This is a genomic window from Bradyrhizobium sp. 170 (assembly GCF_023101085.1).
Taxonomy (GTDB): Bacteria; Pseudomonadota; Alphaproteobacteria; order Rhizobiales; family Xanthobacteraceae; genus Bradyrhizobium.
This window is the reverse complement of record NZ_CP064703.1, coordinates 4,637,747-4,656,271: the sequence shown is the minus strand read 5'-3', so window position 1 is coordinate 4,656,271 and position 18,525 is coordinate 4,637,747. Positions and strand designations below refer to the sequence as shown.

Sequence of the window (18,525 nt, the reverse complement as noted above, 5' to 3'; positions counted from 1 at the left end):
TGAAATACAAAGATATTTTATAGACCCTGATGTGGCACGCAACTTGTATGTTGCAGTGCGGCCGGTCGTCGTAGATGCCTGCTGGCCTACGTCCAAGATGGATTTCCGCAGCAACGAAGCTGGTCGGACCGTTCAATCCAGCCCGGCCCAAAAGGCCACGCTGGTTTCCAGGCGGTCGCACCCAACTTCGTTGACGCCACCCCTCGTGGCCGCAGGAGCTTCGTCGCGCACCATGAAGATCGAAACGCTCACAGTCGACTTTACCGACGAGCAGAAACGCTACCTCGAAGGCTTTACCACCGGGCTGCAGATCAGCCGGGTGGGACGCGGCCTCGGCGGCGCTGGCGTCGGCAAGGCGAATGCCGAACCAGCCGGACCGGATGCCGCGCATATCAAGGCGCAGGACAAGGTCACAGCCTCCGGCAAGAAGCTCGCCGATCCGGAAAAATTCAAGCGCGAGGAGCATCCGTTCGATGCCTATCCGCGGCTGAAGCAGCAGGCGCTCGACAATACGCCGCCGAATCCTGCGGATAATTTCCGCTGGCGCTATTACGGCCTGTTCTATGTGGCGCCGGCGCAGGATTCCTACATGTGCCGCTTACGGATCCCGAACGGCATTCTGAAGCACTGGCAGTTTGCCGGCCTGGCTGATCTGGCCGAAAAACTGTGCGGACCGTTCTGCCACGTCACCACGCGCGCCAATCTGCAGGTGCGCGAGATTCCACCGAAGAACGCGGTGGCGTTGATCGAGGGCATTCAGGATCTCGGCCTGTGCTCGCGCGGTACCGGCGCCGACAACATCCGCAACGTCACGGGCACGCCGACCGCCGGGATCGATCCGCAGGAGCTCTTGGACACCCGCGAATATGCGCGCGAGTGGCACTACCACATCCTCAACGATCGCTCGTTGTACGGGCTGCCGCGCAAGTTCAACGTCGCCTTCGACGGCGCCGGCAAGATCGCGGTGCTGGAAGATACCAACGACATCGCGTTCTCCGCGGTCGAGGTGAAGGATGGCTTTGGCGCAGAGCCCGGCGTCTGGTTTCGCCTGGGGCTCGGCGGCATCACCGGCCACAGGGATTTCGCCAAATATGGCGACATCATCGTCAAGCCGGCCGATGCGACAAAAGTGTCTGACGCCATCGTGCGCATCTTCATCGATCTCGGCGACCGCACCAACCGCAACAAGGCGCGGCTGAAATACGTGCTCGATGGCATGGGGCACGACAAGTTTCTCACCCTCGTCGAGGAGCGGCTCGGCAAACCCTTCACCCGTGTGCCGCCGGAAGCGCTCGCCCCGCGGCCGGCGTTCGACCGAATGGCACATATCGGCGTGCACAAGCAGAAGCAGGAGGGATTGAACTGGATTGGCGTGTCGCTGCCGCTCGGCAAAGTTACCTGCGATCAAATGCGCGGGCTGGCCAGGATCGCGCAGGACCTCGGCGACGGCGATATCCGGCTAACGGTCTGGCAGAACCTGCTGATCCCGGGGGTGCGCGACGAGAACGTCGAGCTGGCGATCGCCGCGATCAGGAAGATCGGATTGGCGGTCGAAGCCTCGCAAATTCGCGCCGGCCTGATCGCCTGCACCGGCAATGCCGGATGCCGGTTTGCGGCGTCGAACACCAAGCGCCATGCCGCCGAGATCGGTGACTGGTGCGAGCCGCGCGTCAACATCGACACGCCGCTCAACATCCATGTCACCGGCTGTCATCACTCCTGCGCGCAGCACTACATCAGCGATATCGGGCTGATCGCGGCGAAGGTGGATGTCGGCGAGGATGTCGATCCGGTCGAGGGCTATCATTTGTTCACCGGCGGCGGCTTTGGTCCGGATGCCGATGTCGGGCAGGAGGTCTATCACGACCTCAAGGCGGAAGACGCGCCGAAGACGGTCGAGAGACTGCTGAAGGCCTATCTCGCGCACCGCGTTTCGCCCGAAGAAACCTTCCTGACGTTTGCGCGCCGCCATGACGGCGAGACGCTGCGCAAGCTCGCCGATGCCCAAGTTGCTGACGCTCAGGTGTCCACATGAACCAGATCACGCCTCCGCCGAAGATCGAAATCATCCCGTCCAGTGCGCCATTCTCCGAAGCGCAGCGCTCGTGGCTGAACGGGTTCTTCGCCGGACTTCTGTCAGATGCGACGCCGTTGTCGGCCGAACAAGGCGCGGCCGTCATGCAGGGCGCGGCCGGCGACGGCGATGACGGCGAAGCACCGTGGCACGACCAGACCATGCCGATGGCCGACCGCATGAAGCTCGCGGAAGGCCGCCCGCTGCGGCGGCGCATGATGGCTGCGATGGCGCAGCAGGATTGCGGCCAGTGCGGCTACGACTGCCACAACTATTCGGAAGCGATCGCAAGCAAGAGCGAGGCGCGGCTCAACCTCTGCGTCCCCGGCGGCAAGGAAACCGCGCGGATGCTGAAGTCGCTCTATGAAGACATCGACAAGGAGCCGGCTGCGGCCTCATCGACGCCCGCAGCCGCGCCGGCTGTGCCTGCAGTCGTGGCCGAGCCTGGACGCTCGCGCGACAACCCGATCGCGGCGACCTTCCTGTCGCGGCGCCTCCTGAACAAGAAGGGTTCGGAGAAGGAGACCTGGCATATCGAGTTCGATCTCTCCGGTTGCGGCCTCGACTATGTCGTCGGCGATTCCTTTGGCATCTTCGCGCGCAACGATGTCGGGCTGGTGGACCAGATCATCGCGCTGCTCGGCGCCTCCCACACCACCAAGGTCAACGGCAAGACCCTGCGGGAAGTCCTGATCGATGATGTCTCGCTGTCGCCGGCACCGGACTCGCTGTTCGAGCTGATCTCCTTCATCACTGGTGGGACCACCCGCGAGAAGGCGAGGGCGCTGGCGCAGGGCGAGGATCCAGACGGCGACGCGGCAACCCTTGACGTGATGGCGGTGCTGCAGAAATTCTCCGGCGTACGCCCACACTCCGAGGCCTTTGTCGAAGCGCTCGAACCGCTGCAGCCGCGGCTCTATTCGATCTCGTCGTCGCATAACGCGACGCCCGGAAAATTGTCGCTGACGGTCGACTGCGTGCGCTATGTGATCAACAAGCGCAAACGCCTGGGGCTGGCTTCGACCTTCCTCGCCGAACGCATCAATCCCGGCGATGTGCTGAAGGTCTATGTGCAGAAGGCCCACGGCTTCGCGCTGCCGCAGGATCCCAAAACGCCGATCATCATGATCGGGCCCGGCACCGGCGTTGCGCCGTTCCGCGCCTTCCTGCTCGATCGCCGCGCCACCGGCGCACCCGGCAAGAACTGGCTGTTCTTCGGCCACCAGCGCAGCGACTGCGATTTCTTCTATGCCGACGAACTCAACGCCTTGAAGACGTCGGGCCTGCTGACGCGGTTGTCGCTGGCGTGGTCGCGCGACGGCGACAAGAAGTTCTACGTGCAGGATCGCATGCGCGAAGTCGGTCGCGAATTGTGGACCTGGCTCGCCGAGGGCGCCAACATCTATGTCTGCGGCGACGCCAAGCGTATGGCCAAGGACGTCGAGCGCGCCCTGGTCGATATCGTCGCCCAGTTTGGCGCCCGTACGACCGACGAGGCCGTCAATTTTGTCGGGGAACTCAAGAAGCAGGGCCGATTCCAGCAGGATGTTTACTAGGGCGTTGATTTATTAACGCGGAGCACACCTGCTTGACGCAAGTTGAACGAATGTGAGGCAGCAGCGCTTGGCCCCCAGAGTATCCGGAATGTGATTTCGGTTGCCTCGCCAACGCTTATATTTGTCTTGGTCGAGACCAAGCAGCGACGACTACGATGTCGAACGAAATCCCCACAATCGACGTGCTGTTGTTTGATGGCGCTTGTGTCAATCGCTTGTGTCGCTCGACCGGCGAACCAGCCGCCGGTTATCTCGTGATGCCTGTCGGATTGTAGTATGAGATCATGGTCCTCCTCGTTCACCGCGGGCTTGGCCCTTCTGTTCGTCTTCCTGCCCAGTCCGGCGCGCGTGGCCATGACAGAGTTGGACTTGAGCTCACGGGTTCAGGACATTATGGCGGAAAATTTCGCCCCTGTGGTGACGGCCAATGATGCCGGCGGGCTCGCATCCGCGATATACATCGCGGGCCACGTCCAGTTCTTCAACTACGGCCTCGCCGATCAAGCCGGCAAGCGGCCGATCACACCGGACACGCTGTTCAACATAGCGTCCGTGCGCAAGGTGTTTGAGGCTGCACTGGTCGCGCTCGGAACGCTGCGCGGCGAAATAAGGCTGGACGATCCGGTCAACAAGTACGTCACCGAATTGAACGGCGACTATATTCGTCGGGTCACGATTGGTGAGCTTGCGACCCATACTTCTGGCCTCTTGCTGGCGACGGATCACCCACCATGGCCCAACGAGTCATACTCGTTGGGCCAATTTCTCGACATCCTCAATGCCTGGACGCCGCAGGCGGGCGAACAGCCGGGCAAACAACGCATCTACACTCACGCCGGTTACGTGCTGCTGCAGCTAGCGCTCGAGCGTCGGTATGGGGTTCCAATTGGTCAGCTCATCGAAAGCCGGATCCTGAGGCCGCTAGGGATGAGTTCGACGCTGCTTCCCGAACGTGGACCGGACAACCGTGCCGTCATGCGTCCTGAATTCATGCAGCGCGTCGTCCAGGGCTATTCCGATGACGGCACGCCGATCGGTCCGCCGGGCAACCAGCAGGGCTATTATGATTTCCCAGGGAGCGGGCAGATGTTCTCATCAGCGCAGGATCTCGCCATTTTTCTCACCGCCTGCCTCGGCGGTGGAGCGGTGGATCCGCAATTGCGCGAAGCGCTGCAGATGACTCAGCGTGAAATGTTCCGTTTCAACGAGAAATTCGGACAAGCGATGGCGTGGGAGAATGTCGACGTGGACGGAGTAGGCGTCGTTGACAAACCGGGCGGGCTCAACAACGCGTCGGCCTATGTCGGACTTGTACCGGATCACAAGGTCGGCGTGATTCTGCTCGCCAACCGCGGCGACTTTGGGCATGAAATCGCCCGCTACCGTGTGCTTCCAGCACTGTCGCGATTGGAGCCGAACCTGCCAGCGCACTGATTTGGGTTCCAACTGGCTCAAATCGGCCCGAATAAAATTCTCGCTCTGGTCGGGTAGAGGGGAATTTTCCCCTCGAAATGGAGGGCGCCGGAGCGCCCGCATCGCTATTTCGGCGGATATCTTGCATCAGAGCGCAAACGATATTCCATATGCAGTCCATGCCGCGTTGGAGATCGATCATGCGCGAACTATCGGCGGAAGCCCGCCTGCACCTTTACGCACGCTCGGTGTCCCGCCGTTCCGGCACCGGCTTGCACACCGCCGCGCTCTACAGCGCGTTCGCGCTCATTGCCGCCATCGTGTTCGGCACGCTCTCGGTTCATCCGTTCTGAGAGTTACTGCGCCGTCTTGAACGGCGCGACTGCGATCCCGGCATCCTTCAACGCCTGACGCACCGCGCGCGCGATGTCGACCGCGCCGGCCGTATCGCCGTGAATGCACACGGTGTCGGTGCGCATCTTGATCACCTTGCCGGTGACCGACACGACCGCGCCGTCCTGCACCATCCGCACCACGCGGCCGGCGATCGCTTTCGCATCGTGCAATACGGCGCCCGGCTTCTTGCGCGACACCAGCGAGCCGTTGTCTTCGTAGGCGCGGTCGGCAAACACCTCGTGCACCAACGGCAGGTTGGCGGCTTCGCCGGCCTGCACCAGTTTTGAATTGGCGAGCACCACGAAAATCAGGTTGGGGTCGACGGCCTTGATGCCGTTGGCGATGGCCTTCGCGGTCATGTCGTCCTCGCAGGCGACGTTGGAGAGCGCGCCATGCGCCTTGACATGCGTGACCTTGTGGCCAGCCGCGGTCGCAATCGCCTGCAACGCGCCGATCTGGTAGGCGATGAGGTTCTCGATCTCCGAAGACTTCAAGCCGGGGATCGGCCGCCGGCCGAAGCCGTGCAGGTCGCGATATCCGGGGTGCGCGCCGACACTGACGCCGCGCGCTTTCGCCAGCTCAACCGTTCGGCGCATGATGTCGGCGTCGCCGGCATGAAAGCCGCAGGCGACGTTCACCGACGTCGCCAGCTCGATCATCGCGGCGTCGTTGCCCATTTCCCACGCGCCAAATCCTTCGCCGAGATCGCAATTGAGGTCGATGGTTGTCATGTTGCTGGTCCGCTTCTCGTGAGTGGATTGGTTGATCAGTCCGGGCCCGACATTTCAGCCAGAGATACGGCGTGCCAGGTTCCGGCATCGACGGCGCTGACGGCGTGGCCCGCGACATTGGCATCGTGCAGCGCATCGATGTTGAGATCAACGCTTTCGATGGCCCGCAGCCGCTCGGGCAGGGTGCGCAGCAGCTCCGCAAATTTGCGCGCTTCCGCCTGCGCTTCCGCCATGCTGACGGCCCTGAAGCGAAAGGCGCGCCCGGCGGGGATCTGCGCAAGCCGTCCGAAGTCGGCAGAAATCACGGTCGCGATCTTTGGATAACCGCCGCTGGTGCCGCGGTCGGGCATCAGCACGATCGGCTGGCCATTGCCAGGCACCTGCAGGCTGCCGTTGACGGTGCCGTCGGAAACGATGTTGTGGCCGTGGAGGTGCTTGAGCAGGGGGCCTTCGAGCCGGTAGCCCATGCGGTCGCTGGTCGCCGATATCTTCCACTCGCTGTCGAGAAACAGTTTTTTGGTCGCGTCGGCGAATTCGTCATCCTGCGGACCCCAGACTACGCGGATCGGCGCGTCGGTTGCCGCCGGCAGTTCGATCCGCCGCTCCGCCGCGCCGCTGGCGGCCTTTGTCTGCAGTTCATCGCCAGCCTGTAGGGGGCGCGGATAGGGGCTGCCGAGGCCGGCGCGCACGTTGACGGCGAGGCTGCCGAACATCGACTCGCCGGTGATGCCGCCTTCGATCGCGAGGTAGCTGAACGAACCGCCGCGGGCAAAGCCTAGCGTCAGCGTCTCGCCGTCGGCGAGGGTTGCGGAAGTATCCGACGCCACGGCGCGGCCGGCGATATCGGCATTGCGCGGGGCTCCCGCCAGGGCGACGCGCACCGCGCCGCCGCGTGCGGTAAACCTTGCTCCGAACGGACCGACCTCGACAGCCGCCGTGAACGGCTCATTGCCGGCCAGCGTATTGGCGGCCGCCAGCGCCAGCCGATCCATCGCCCCGCTCGGCACCAGGCCGTAGCGCTGGGCGCCGGGGCGTCCGCCGTCCTGTACCGAACTTGCCGGGCCGATCGATGCAATGACGAGCTTGCTCATGAGGCGATCTGCTCGGCAATGAATTCGCCGGCTTCAGCGGCGCGATCCTGCTCCGCGAAGGTCTTGGCATCGACCGGCGCAAAGGTGACGTTGTCGCCCGGTTCCAGCAGGAAGATCGGATCGCGATGGAGTTGGTAGGTGCGGACCGCCGTCCGCCCCAGAAGGTGCCAGCCGCTCGGGCCGGCGAGGCACTGCACGCCGGTCTGTACCCCGCCGATCGAGATGGTGCCGGCCGGCGTCAGCAAGCGCGGGTTCTGCCGCCGCGGCATGTGCAGGGAGTCTGTAAGCCCGCTGAGATAGGACCAGCCGGGCGTAAAGCCGATCATGGCGACCCGGTAGTCGCCGGCGACATGCCGCGCCACAATCTCGTCGGGCGTGGTGTTGAGGGTTTTTGCGACATCCTCGAGGTCGATGCCGTGCTCGCCGCCATAAACGACCGGAATGCGCCAGCGCCGGGTCTTTGTCGTTGCCGGTACCGGCCGTTGCGCGAGCGCGAGAATCTTTTCGCCAAGCTTGTCGAAATCGATTTGCTCGGGATCGTAATGCACCAACAGCGAGCGATAGGTCGGCACGGTCTCGGTGACGCCCGTCACCGGCTCGGCGGCCATGGCACGATCGAGTGCCAGCACCCGCTGGTTGGCGGCATCGTCGATGTTACGGCTGAATTCCACCGTGATGGCGCTGTCGCCACTCGGCAAAAGGCGGGGCGGGGGAAGCGTCGCGGCCATGGCCTCTAAACTGTCTCGCAGCTTCTGTGCTGGCCTTAAGCTGTACCGTGTTTTGGGCGCGAGTGGAATTCGCTTCACGCGAAATCAGCCAGTAAGTTCAATAAATTAATCTGCATGCCGACGATAAGATGTTGTGATCGCGCTTTTTTCCGCGAGCCCTTGACGTGACATCCGCGCTTCGCAAGATGCGCTACCTTTGCCCATTCTCCGGAGCCCGCATCCCAGATGTCCCTGTCCCCCGAAGCCCTCGCAACCCTGTCCGGCGTATCCACCGCCACCATCACCACCGTGCTGCTCAAGAAGGGCCTGCGAAACATCTGGATGCGCGGCACCAAGCCGCTGCGGCCCGGGCAGCCACGGCTGGTCGGACCGGCCTTTACGCTGCGCTTCGTGCCCGCGCGCGAAGATCTCGCAACGCCCGAGTCGTGGTCGTCGCCGATTTCGACCCGTACCGCGATTGAAGCGATGCCGAAAGGCTGCATCGCCGTGGTCGACGCCATGGGCGTCACTGATGCCGGCATCTTCGGCGACATTCTCTGCGCGCGCATGGTCAAGCGCGGCGTTGCGGCGCTGATCACCGATGGCGTGGTGCGTGACGTCGAAGGCGTGCTCGGCACCAATCTGCCCGTGTGGTGCGACGGGTTTGCGGCGCCGCCTTCGGTGGCCGGGCTGACCTTCGTCGGCTGGGGCGAGCCGATCGGCTGCGGTGGGGTTGCGGTATTTCCCAACGACATCGTCGTCGCCGACCAGGACGGCGCGGTGCTGATCCCGCGGGCGCTGCTCGACCATGTGCTGGCCGAAGGGCCGGAGCAGGAGCGGATGGAAGCCTGGATCGTCAACGAGGTGAACAACGGTGCGGCATTGCCGGGCCTCTATCCGATGAACGCCGAGACCAAGGCGCGCTACGCGGCCAGCAAGAAATAACGATGTAGGGTGGGCTAAGCGAAGCGAGCCCACCGTCGAACGCGGCATACGGCTCGGGTTATGGTGGGCACGGCGCGAAGAGCGCCTTTGCCCACCCTACAAGAAACACAAGTCCAGAAAAGGGAGACAACTCCATGGATATCCATCTCGCGGGCTCCCGGCCGACGCGCCGGGCGCCACCGGAATATTTCACCGGCACGGTGCTGCAGGATCCGATCATCCAGACCGAGGCGCCGGCACGGCTGGCCTCGACGCGCGTCTCCTTTGAGCCGGGCGCGCGCACGGCCTGGCACACGCATCCGCTGGGCCAGACGCTCTATGTCCTCTCAGGGGTCGGACGGGTGCAGGCCAAAGGCGGACCGATCAGAGAAATTCGCCCCGGCGACGTCGTGTGGATTCCGCCCGGTGAAAAGCACTGGCATGGCGCTTCGCCAACCAACGCCATGACTCACATTGCCATGCAGGAAGCGGCCGACGGCAGCTACGTCACCTGGATGGAGCACGTGACCGACGCGGAGTATTCGGCGAAGCTCGGCTGAACGCCTGTCGCTTCACAGGCGCTGCGCGGTCCAGGTGCCGGAGCACAGGGCTGCGCGCCATGTGCCCGATCCTGACGTGGCTGTGAGAACGCCGGAGCCGACCGCGCGCTTCATGCCGCTCGCCAGGGTCACATGGATGGCGCCCGCTTCGGCCACGCGACCGGATGCCGTTACAGTCGCGCTGTTCGAGGCGACCTGGCCGTTGTTGATTCCGATCGAGACCGACGCGCCGCTGTTGCAGGCGGCGTTCGACGAATTGATCTGCACATTCCAGGCGCCGTCGAACGTCGCGGCCGCGGATGGTGTCGCAAAGCCTAGTGCCGCAATCAGCGAAGCGGCTACCAGAGATTTCCGAGACTTTAACATGACGTGCCCCTTTGGTTTGGACACGATCATGGTCTCACAGCGGTTCCATGACGACTGTGACTGTCATCACGAGCTAGTTTCTCGGTGAAAAGCCCGCGCAGTGAAAAGCCCCGCGTTGCGGCGGGGCTTTGGTTGAACGCGTTAGACTAGCAGTGCTTGCCGATCAGTTGACGCGGGTCCAGGTCTGACCGCCACAGAACATGCCGCCGAAGGCGCAGCCCTGAACGCGCAGATTGTCGGTGCCCTTCAGCGCGATCGTCGAATCGTAGGTGCTGCCGGAATTCGGATCGAAAATCCGGCCGCTCCACTTGTCCTTGCCGGGCTTCATGTTGATCAGGACCTGCTCGCCATTCTGGTTCGACTTCTTGTCGACGGAATAGCCGCAGAGATTGGGGCCGCACTGTTCGATCCGCACCTTGCCTTCCTTCTCCTCCGTCAGCCACATGCCGAGCGGTGAGTTCGCAGACGAAGGTGTCGAAGCTGCCGGGACGGCGGCCTGTTTCTGCTGCGGCGGCGGTGGCGCTGGTGCGGCAACGGGAGCCGGCGCCGGCGGTGCAGCCGGAGCGGCATTCTGTTGCACTGGAGGCGCGGGCGCTGCAGGCGCAGCCGTATCCGCCGGCGCTACTGCCGCCGTCGCGGCCGACGGCTCGCCCCTCGAAGTGGTGGGTGGAGCGGGCGGAGCAGGGGCGGCAGGCGCAGCCGCCGGAGCGGCAGCCTGTTCAGCCGGTGCAGGTACAGCCGGCGTTGCCGTCTCAGGTGCAGCCTGCGGGGCGGACTTTGCCTGCTGCGGCGCCTTCTTGCCCGGACGATCAAGATCGCCTTCCTCGCCACGCGAGCGCTTGGCCTTCTTGCCGGTATTATCGTAGACGCCGGGAATCTGAACCGTGCCGCGATCGGGATCGATGGTGATGGTGCGGCCGCCATACTCAAACGAGTACTGGGCCTGCGCGGTGGTGAGGCTGCTCGCCAGCAAGAGCACGGCGATAGCGAGACACTTCTTCATTGTTGCGACCTCCTGAGCAGGGAACCCCATTCCCCCGAAGCTATTACGCAGCAATAGCTTCCCCCAACGTGATCCAGATCACTTTCAAAGTATAAGTCGTGTACTAGCGGCTTTGGTTCAAATTCGACTTCGGTGGTCTAACTTGGGGCAGTCTAAATAGCGCCCAAGGGACGGTCAATTTCCTGCGAAAACAGGCTTATCCGACCAGGAATCAATCGAACCAGGCCGCATAAATTTTCCTGAAGCTGCCGTCCTCAGTGGCGATGTGCAGCCACTGATCGACAAAGGCCTTCAGGGCTATGTCGCGCTGCAGCCAGTAGGCCTTCTCGGCAAAGTCGAACGGTTTTTCCGGATGCACCGCGCAGAGCACGCCCGGGTGCTGTTTCTGCTGGTAGCGGGTCTCGGAAGAGTCCGTCATCATCAGGTCGGCATTGCCCTTGGCGATTTCGTCGAAAATCGTGACGTTGTCGTTCCACATCTTGATCTCGGCGTTCTTGATGTTCGCCTTGGCGAAGCGTTCATTGGTGCCGCCCGGATTGACGATGACGCGCGTGCCGGCCTTGTCGATATCGGCAATGGTCTCATACTTGTCCTTGTCGGCGCAGCGGGCGATCGGCGTCTTGCCCTCGCGCATGATCGGCGTCGAGAACATTCCCTTCTTCTGCCGGTCGAGCGTGATCGAGACGCCGCCCATCGCGATATCGAAATTGTCGGCTTCGAAATCCTTCATCAGCTGCGGCCACGCCGTCTGAACGAACTCGACCTTGACGCCGAGCGCCTTGCCAAGTGCTTCCGCCATGTCGACGTCGAAGCCGGTAAATTTCGAAGTCGTCTTGTCGAGATAGGTGAAGGGACGATAGTCGCCGGTCATGCCGACTCGCAGCGTGCCGCGCTTGATGATGTCGTCGAGGCGGGAATTCGCCAGCTGCTGCGCGTGTACGGAAACCGTCCACAGCATGACGAACGCAAGGCTGGCCAACATCCGAAACATCACGTCTTCTCCACCGGCGAAATAGCTGACATCCTGAAGCGACGGCGTCGGATTTAAACCAGATAGCAACGCGATGCCAGCCGGAGAAATCGAAACGTGACCATCTCGCTTCACGAGGCTTCCGTCGGCGTCTTCGTTCCGTATCTCGGGAATCTGTCCAGCCTTCTCGACCAGGCCTCGGCCTATGCCGAAGCCCGAACCATCGATCCCGCCGTCCTTCTGAACATGCGGCTCTCACCCACCATGTACAGCCTGAAGCAGCAGGTGGGAGAAGCCAACCGGCATGCGATCGTTGCCGGTGCGCTGCTGGCTGGTCGTGCACCTCACACGTTTTCAGATACCGAGCCCGACATCCCCGAGCTCAAGGCGCGGATATCGGCGGCGATCGATTTCGTGCAAGGCTTGCCGCGCGCCGAGATCGACGCCGCAGCCGACAAGGAAGTCGCTTTCACTTTCAAGAACGGCGCCCAGCGAAAATTCACCGGCAAATCGCTGCTGCTGACGTTCAGCGTTCCGCAGTTCTTCTTTCATGTCACGACGGCCTACGACATCCTGCGCCATGCGGGCGTCGACCTCGCCAAGAAGGATTTTTTGGGGCCGCCGAGGTAACGCTTGAGAAGCGGCGGTCTATGCGTCTCCGCTGTCCTTGCGAACCAGGTTGGCGGCGGCACCGCGTCCGGTCATCTCGCTCTTCAATTGCTCGAAGCGCCGGCGTGAGTCGCCTTCGCGATCGTCCACCATCTGGATCGCGGCTTCCCTCGACATCGGGCCGTTGACCATCGGAGCGGAATTCTCCCCGATGGTCTCGTCGACATAGTAGTCGCCATTCTCGAGGCGGACCGTCCACTTGAAGCGGATCGAGGCCATCGGCCCGGGGCCGAATTTGGAGTAGCCGTGAGCCTCGATCGGCGAAGGGATCACGGGGATCGGCGGAGGGACCATCGGCCCATGCTCCGCGACCGCGGGTTTTTCGGGCTCGCGGTGGCTCTCCGGTCGGTCGAGAATGCTGGCGATGGCCGCCAGCGCGTTATCGGTCGGGTCGCCTTGAGTCACGATTCAGCCTCCGGATCGGGGCGCCGTGAGCAGAATCAGTGTCCTCGTTGCCGCCCCGTGTCTTCCCTCGTTACCGAATAAGGCTGCGCCTTGTCCATCCGTGGCGCTTTTGCGGCGGAGTTAAGCGCACACTGGCGGTATTCTGTTCTTCCAGGGCCGCTCCTGTTCGAGCTGCCCGGCCAGCCGGAACAGGGTCGCCTCATCACCGAACCTGGCCGAGAACATCATGCCGAGCGGCAATCCGGCCTTGTTCCATGCCAGCGGCACCGACATCGCCGGCTGCCCGGACATATTGAACATGGAGGTCCCGGGCATATAGCGGCGCAGGATCGGGGCAATATGCGACAGATCCTCCGACATGGTGTTGAGTTCGCCGATCCGCAGCGGCGGTGAGCACAATGTCGGACACAGGAAAATGTCGCAACTCTCGAAGAAGGTGGTAAGGGCGCGTGAAATCTGGAAGGCCGCGAGTTGGGCAGCGACGTAATCGGTCGAAGTTGTCTTCCTTGCGTTGTGTGCGCTTGCCAGCGTCAATACTTCAAAATCGTTTTCCGTTGCGTCGCGCCCGAGCCTTTGCTCGATCAGCCGCACCGTCAGCGCGGTGTTGCTGCCGACAATGGTGGCCATGACTGCGGCGGGATCAGCGGCAAGCACCGGCGCCCGTTCCTCGACATGATGACCGAGCCTCGCCAGAAGGCCTGCAATCTCGCGTACGGCTGCCGCGATTTCCGGATCGATGGCGTCGCCATACGGCGATTTGTCGGTGAAGGCGATCCGGAGCTGACCGGGATCGCGGCCGACTTCCTGCGAAAACGGCCGCCCCGGCGGCGGCGCCACGTAGGGGCTCGACGGCTCAGGGCCGTGGATCGCGTCCATCATCACCGCGCTGTCGCGCACGCTGATGCTCACGACATGGCCGCAGGAGAAGCCACCCCAGCCTTCGCCGCGATCGGGGCCGAGCGGATTGCGCGCCCGGGTCGGCTTCAAGCCGAACACGCCGGAGGCGGAGGCGGGAATCCGGATCGAGCCGCCGCCATCGCTGGCATGTGCGACGGGCAGGATCCGGGCGGCAACCGCCGCCGCCGCGCCGCCCGATGACCCGCCGGAAGAATGCTCGAGATTCCAGGGATTGCGGGTCGGCCCGTGCAGGCGCGACTCCGTCGTCGGCATCAGGCCGAATTCTGGACTGGAGCTCTTGCCGAAGATCGAGACGCCGGCGTCGAGGAAGCGCTGCGCCAGCGTGCCGCTGTGGTCGGCCACAAAGTCCTTCAGGACCGTGGCGCCGGAGGTCGTGCGCGTTCCCTCCAGGAGGTCTAGATCCTTGAGGAGGAACGGTACGCCGGTAAAGGGGCCGTCGGGCAGGCCGCGCTCGATCTGGCGTTCGGCATAGTCGTAATGCTTGACCACGACCGCGTTGATCTGCGGATCGACCTTCGCTGTACGGGCGATGGCCTCGTCGAGCAATTCCCTGGCTGAGACGTCTTTCTTCCGAACCAATTCGGCAAGGCCGACCGCGTCGTAATTGCCGTATTCTTTGAAGGCCATGCGCATACCTCGCTTGCCGGCCGGCCGGTAAACCGGCCGTGCCCAGGGTCATCTACTGCGGACGATCTAGCCGAGCACGTCCTGATTGATCACGTTCTGGCGCAAGGGATCGCCATCCAGCACGCTCAGAATGTTGCGGGCGGTCTGCTCGCTCATCCGATCTACGGCTTCCACCGTAACGCCCGCGACATGCGGTGCCATGATGACGTTCGGCAGGGCGAGCAATGCCTGACCAGCCGGCGGGGGCTCCTGCGCGAAAACGTCGAGGCCCGCACCGGCAAGCTTGCCGGACACCAGCGCGGCGTGCAGGGCGGCCTCGTCGACGATGCCGCCGCGCGCCGTGTTGATCAGATAGGCTGATGGCTTCAACCGCTTCAGCCTGTCAGCATTGAACATGCCGACCGTCTCCGGATTCTTCGGACAATGGATGCTGACGAAGTCGGCGCGCGGCAGCGCGGCGTTGAGGTCGGCAACTGGTTCGCAGCCAGCGGCCTTGATGTCGGCGGCGGGCTTGTAGGGATCGAAAACCAGGACGTTCATTTCCATCGCAAGGCACCGCCTGGCGGTGCGCGTGCCGATGCGCCCAAATCCGATGATCAGCACCGTCTTGCCGAAGAGGTCGTAGGGCAGCATCCCGAGCCTATCCGCCCATTTGTCGTCCCTGACCAGCGAATGCATTTCCGTCGCGCGCTTGGCGAGCGTCAGCATCATGAACAGGGCGTGTTCGGCAACGGACGGCGAATTGGCGGTGCCCGCCACCATCAGCGGGACCTTGCGGCGGCTGAGCGCGGGGACGTCGACGGCGTCGAACCCGACACCGATCCGGGTCACCACCAGCATGTCTTTCGAGGCGTCGAGCTCGGGCTCGCCGAAACGGGTCCCGCCGAGGGCGACGCCATGGACCGGCGCATGCTCCTTCAGCTTGGCTTCGAAATCCTTCTGCGAAATCATGTTGGGAAATTCGACGAGTTCGATGTCGTCTCGCGCGTGAAGCAGTGCTCGTCCCGGTTGCGACATCGATTCCGTGACGAAGATTTTCTTCTTGTTGGTCGTCATTTCCTGCCCTTGATAATCAGCAATTGCGCCGTCAAAGGACGACGCCGGTCACCTCGTTTAGCAGGTGCATATTGTTGAGGTCCACAGCCAATCGAAGCGGGCCGCCGTCGTGCGCGCCGGCATTGGGATTGACCCGGCCGCAGACCAGCGTGCCCTCCATCGTAAAATAGATCAGCGTCTCCATTCCCATCGGCTCGGTGACATCGAGCACCGTGTCGAAGGTCTCCACGCCCGGCTCCGCATGCTGCTTGGCCTCGGTGATGTGCTCGGGCCGCAGCCCCAGCAGCAATTTGTCGGTGCGCGGGACGCCCTGATAGCGCGCGGCGCGGGCTGGCGGCAGCGGAAATACGACGCGATCGGTAAGCCGAACGTGCAACTTGCCGGCGAAATCCTCCAGCCGGCAGGGGATGAAATTCATCGCCGGCGAGCCGATGAAGCTGGCGACGAATTTCGTCGCCGGCTTGTGATACAGCTCGTTCGGCGTGCCGATCTGCTCGATCCGGCCATGGTTCATCACCACGACGCGGTCGGCCAGCGTCATCGCCTCCACCTGGTCGTGGGTCACATAAACCGTCGTAGTGCGGACTTTCTGGTGCACCTTCTTGATCTCGATCCGCATCTGCACACGCAGCTTGGCGTCGAGATTGGACAGCGGCTCGTCGAACAGAAACACTTTCGGGTTGCGCACGATGGCGCGGCCCATGGCGACGCGCTGACGCTGGCCGCCGGACAATTGTTTCGGCTTGCGGTCGACGAGTTCGACGATGTCGAGCATGCGCGCGGCCTCGTCGACGCGGCTCTTGATCTCGGCCTTCGGATAGCGCTTCAGCCGTAATCCGAACGACATGTTCTCCGCAACCGTCATATGCGGATAGAGCGCGTAGTTCTGGAACACCATCGCGATATCTCGATCCTTTGGCGGCACGTCATTGACGACGTCGCCGCCGATCATGATGTCGCCGTCGGAGATATCTTCCAGGCCGGCGATCATTCGCAGCGTGGTCGACTTGCCGCAGCCCGACGGTCCCACCAGCACGACAAACTCATGGTCCGCGATATCGAGATCGATGCCGCGCACCGCCTCGACCTCGTCATAACGCTTGACAACCTTACGCAACGTCACGTCAGCCATGAGATCAACCCTTCGTCGCACCGGCGGTCAGGCCGGCAATGTAATAGTCCATCAGGAACGCGTAGATGATGAGCGGAGGCGCTGCGCCGAGCAGGGCGCCGGTCATGATCTGTCCCCAGTTGAAAACGTCGCCCTTGATCAGGGTGGTGATGATGCCGACCGGCATGACGAGTTGGTCGGTCGAAGTCGTGAACACGAGGGGATAGAGGAACTGCGCCCATGACACCGTGAAGGCAAAGATCGTCGCGGCAATGATGCCGGGGAAGGCAACCGGAATAAAGATGCGAGTCAGGGTCTGAATCCACGACGCGCCATCGATGATGGCGGCTTCATCGAGTTCTTTCGGGATCGAAGCGAAGTAGCCGATCATGATCCAGGTGCAGAACGGCACTGTCAGGGTCGGATAGAGAATAAGCAGCACGTACCATTTGTTGATCAACTGGATGCCGGTCCAATCGCCGATCACCGCGAACATCTTGAAGAGCGGGATGAAGAGCAGTGTCTCGGGAATGAGATAGGTCAGGAAGACGCCGGTGGCGAGAACCGTAGAACCCCAGAACCGCATCCGTGCCAGCGCGAATGCAGCCGGCACGGAGATCAGCATGGTGATGGTAACGACGAAAATCGAGACGATTGCCGAGTTCCAGAAGAAGCGCAGAAACTGGTTCGAGGTCAGCAGACCGATATAGTTCTCGAGCGTTGGGTGGAACACCCACCACGGATTAGTCGCAGCCGAAATCTCCGCGCTGCTCTTCAACGACGTGATGAGCATGTAGATCGGCGGCGTCAGCGAGAAAATGGCAAAGATCCCCAGGAAGAAATACGACCAGCGCAGCGCCCAGGTGCGGTCGCGGCTCATGCTGCCGTATTTGATCTTGCGGCTCGGCGCGGCCTTGTCGATTGTCACCGTTGTCATCAGGCTTCATTCCCGCGTTTGTTGACGTCGCGCAGGATGAAGATCGCCGCGACCGCCAGGATCGGCACCATGAAGAGAGATACGCTGGCGCCCAGCGGTATGTCGCTGCCCTCGATTCCGATGCGGAACGCCCACGTCGCGAAGATATGGGTGTGATCGAGCGGGCCGCCCGCGGTCAGGATGCGCACGATGTCAAAATTTGCGAACGTCACGATGAGCGAGAACAGCGTCGTAATCGCGATGATATTTCGCATCATCGGTAGCGTGACGTACCAGATGCGCTGCCACCAATTCGCGCCGTCGATGGCGGCGGCCTCGTAGAGCTGTTCCGGCACCGATTTCAGCGCCGCCAGATACATGATCATGAAGAACGGTGCGCCGACCCAGATGTTGACGAGAATGACCGAGAAGCGCGCCCACATTTCATCGCCGGTCCATGGGATCGGCCCGATGCCGAAGAAGGAGAGCGTGTAGTTGAACGCACTGTAGGAGGGGTCAAATAGCCACAGCCACGCCAGTGTGCTCATCGCCGGGGGGATTACCCACGGTACCAGCAGCATGCCGCGCCATTTGCGCTGGCCCTTGGCCGGTATGTTGTGAACGAAATGCGCAATGATAAAGCCCAGCAGCGCCTTGAAGATGACGGCTGTGATCGCGAAGATGCAGGATTGCTTCACGACGAGCCAGAACGTCTCGCGCTTGAACAGAAATTCGAAATTGCTGAGCCCGACGAAGCGCTGCATCGACTTGTTCAACGTCGCCAGATGCAGCGCGTAGAATGCCGGATAGATCACGAGGGTCGCGATCAGGAGGATCAGCGGCAGCGTCATCAGGAACGCCACAGTCGATTTGCGCCTGAGCATTTTGTGCAGGCTGCCGCGTTTGCGCGCGGCTTGCGCGGCGGCCCGGTTCGACTGCAATGCGACGTCAGCCATGATGTGTTTTTATCCCTGTAACGCTTCGCCGGGTCCGCGATTGAAGAAGGATGGAAATGGCGGCCTGCAATCAGGC

General features: G+C 62.6%; 19 protein-coding genes. 7 read left to right on the top strand and 12 right to left on the bottom strand.

All coding sequences use genetic code 11. The features are described 5' to 3' along the window. The first annotated feature begins 232 nt into the window (after positions 1 to 232). From IVB05_RS21655 to IVB05_RS21640, 4 genes are all read left to right on the top strand, one after another. Positions 233 to 2,035: a NirA family protein gene (locus tag IVB05_RS21655; RefSeq protein ID WP_247777857.1), complete on the top strand. Its 1,803-nt coding sequence runs from the start codon at positions 233 to 235 to the stop codon at positions 2,033 to 2,035. Continuing rightward, positions 2,032 to 3,630 (top strand): sulfite reductase subunit alpha, encoded by a 1,599-nt coding sequence (locus tag IVB05_RS21650; RefSeq protein WP_247777855.1) that lies wholly within the window; start codon positions 2,032 to 2,034, stop codon positions 3,628 to 3,630. The genes IVB05_RS21655 and IVB05_RS21650 overlap by 4 nt, the downstream gene beginning before the upstream one ends. Positions 3,631 to 3,939: 309 nt before the next feature. Then, positions 3,940 to 5,064: a serine hydrolase gene (locus IVB05_RS21645; RefSeq protein WP_247777854.1), complete on the top strand. Its 1,125-nt coding sequence runs from the start codon at positions 3,940 to 3,942 to the stop codon at positions 5,062 to 5,064. 179 nt (positions 5,065 to 5,243) lie between these two features. Continuing rightward, positions 5,244 to 5,396, top strand: a complete 153-nt coding sequence (locus tag IVB05_RS21640; protein ID WP_247777853.1) for a hypothetical protein — start codon at positions 5,244 to 5,246, stop codon at positions 5,394 to 5,396. A gap of 3 nt (positions 5,397 to 5,399) precedes the next feature. Here IVB05_RS21640 and IVB05_RS21635 read toward each other — a convergent pair whose 3' ends face one another. The 3 genes from IVB05_RS21635 to pxpB are packed head-to-tail and all read right to left on the bottom strand — an operon-like array spanning position 5,400 to position 7,989. Beyond that, positions 5,400 to 6,170, bottom strand: coding sequence for a 5-oxoprolinase subunit PxpA (locus IVB05_RS21635; RefSeq protein WP_247777851.1), 771 nt, complete (start codon positions 6,168 to 6,170; stop codon positions 5,400 to 5,402). Between the two features lie 35 nt (positions 6,171 to 6,205). After that, on the bottom strand, positions 6,206 to 7,261 hold the full coding sequence (locus IVB05_RS21630) for a biotin-dependent carboxyltransferase family protein (protein WP_247777850.1): 1,056 nt from the start codon (positions 7,259 to 7,261) through the stop codon (positions 6,206 to 6,208). Beyond that, positions 7,258 to 7,989, bottom strand: coding sequence for a 5-oxoprolinase subunit PxpB (gene pxpB, locus IVB05_RS21625; protein WP_247777848.1), 732 nt, complete (start codon positions 7,987 to 7,989; stop codon positions 7,258 to 7,260). The genes IVB05_RS21630 and pxpB overlap by 4 nt, the downstream gene beginning before the upstream one ends. A 225-nt stretch (positions 7,990 to 8,214) precedes the next feature. Here pxpB and IVB05_RS21620 point away from each other — a divergent pair, with 225 nt between their 5' ends. Then, complete coding sequence (locus IVB05_RS21620; protein WP_247777846.1) at positions 8,215 to 8,913, top strand: ribonuclease activity regulator RraA; 699 nt, start codon at positions 8,215 to 8,217, stop codon at positions 8,911 to 8,913. 134 nt (positions 8,914 to 9,047) lie between these two features. After that, entirely contained in the window at positions 9,048 to 9,452 is a 405-nt protein-coding gene (locus tag IVB05_RS21615; protein WP_247777845.1) for a cupin domain-containing protein, read from the top strand. A 12-nt stretch (positions 9,453 to 9,464) separates the two neighbouring features. Here the strand turns inward: IVB05_RS21615 and IVB05_RS21610 are convergent, their stop codons facing one another. From IVB05_RS21610 to IVB05_RS21600, 3 genes are all read right to left on the bottom strand, one after another. Next, positions 9,465 to 9,818: a hypothetical protein gene (locus IVB05_RS21610; RefSeq protein ID WP_247777844.1), complete on the bottom strand. Its 354-nt coding sequence runs from the start codon at positions 9,816 to 9,818 to the stop codon at positions 9,465 to 9,467. A gap of 163 nt (positions 9,819 to 9,981) precedes the next feature. Continuing rightward, positions 9,982 to 10,821: a DUF2147 domain-containing protein gene (locus IVB05_RS21605; RefSeq protein WP_247777843.1), complete on the bottom strand. Its 840-nt coding sequence runs from the start codon at positions 10,819 to 10,821 to the stop codon at positions 9,982 to 9,984. 211 nt (positions 10,822 to 11,032) lie between these two features. Next, positions 11,033 to 11,812, bottom strand: coding sequence for a transporter substrate-binding domain-containing protein (locus IVB05_RS21600; protein ID WP_247777842.1), 780 nt, complete (start codon positions 11,810 to 11,812; stop codon positions 11,033 to 11,035). A 96-nt stretch (positions 11,813 to 11,908) separates the two neighbouring features. Between IVB05_RS21600 and IVB05_RS21595 the strand changes: the two genes are divergently transcribed. Then, positions 11,909 to 12,421 (top strand): DUF1993 domain-containing protein, encoded by a 513-nt coding sequence (locus IVB05_RS21595; protein ID WP_247777841.1) that lies wholly within the window; start codon positions 11,909 to 11,911, stop codon positions 12,419 to 12,421. 18 nt (positions 12,422 to 12,439) lie between these two features. On the opposite strand, the gene IVB05_RS21590 is transcribed toward IVB05_RS21595, so the two are convergent. The 6 genes from IVB05_RS21590 to IVB05_RS21565 all read right to left on the bottom strand — a co-directional run bounded on the left by IVB05_RS21590 (position 12,440) and on the right by IVB05_RS21565 (position 18,449). After that, on the bottom strand, positions 12,440 to 12,865 hold the full coding sequence (locus tag IVB05_RS21590; RefSeq protein ID WP_247777840.1) for a hypothetical protein: 426 nt from the start codon (positions 12,863 to 12,865) through the stop codon (positions 12,440 to 12,442). 120 nt (positions 12,866 to 12,985) lie between these two features. Then, positions 12,986 to 14,410, bottom strand: a complete 1,425-nt coding sequence (locus IVB05_RS21585) for an amidase (protein ID WP_247777839.1) — start codon at positions 14,408 to 14,410, stop codon at positions 12,986 to 12,988. A 66-nt stretch (positions 14,411 to 14,476) separates the two neighbouring features. Further along, on the bottom strand, positions 14,477 to 15,466 hold the full coding sequence (locus tag IVB05_RS21580; protein WP_247777837.1) for a hydroxyacid dehydrogenase: 990 nt from the start codon (positions 15,464 to 15,466) through the stop codon (positions 14,477 to 14,479). A 31-nt stretch (positions 15,467 to 15,497) separates the two neighbouring features. Further along, entirely contained in the window at positions 15,498 to 16,598 is a 1,101-nt protein-coding gene (ugpC, locus tag IVB05_RS21575; RefSeq protein WP_247777835.1) for a sn-glycerol-3-phosphate ABC transporter ATP-binding protein UgpC, read from the bottom strand. A gap of 4 nt (positions 16,599 to 16,602) precedes the next feature. Continuing rightward, positions 16,603 to 17,514, bottom strand: coding sequence for a carbohydrate ABC transporter permease (locus IVB05_RS21570; protein ID WP_247777834.1), 912 nt, complete (start codon positions 17,512 to 17,514; stop codon positions 16,603 to 16,605). Further along, the gene (locus IVB05_RS21565; RefSeq protein ID WP_247777832.1) at positions 17,514 to 18,449 is read right to left on the bottom strand and encodes a sugar ABC transporter permease; all 936 of its coding nucleotides are present in this window, start codon (positions 18,447 to 18,449) and stop codon (positions 17,514 to 17,516) included. The genes IVB05_RS21570 and IVB05_RS21565 overlap by 1 nt, the downstream gene beginning before the upstream one ends. Between the last annotated feature and the right edge of the window lie 76 nt (positions 18,450 to 18,525).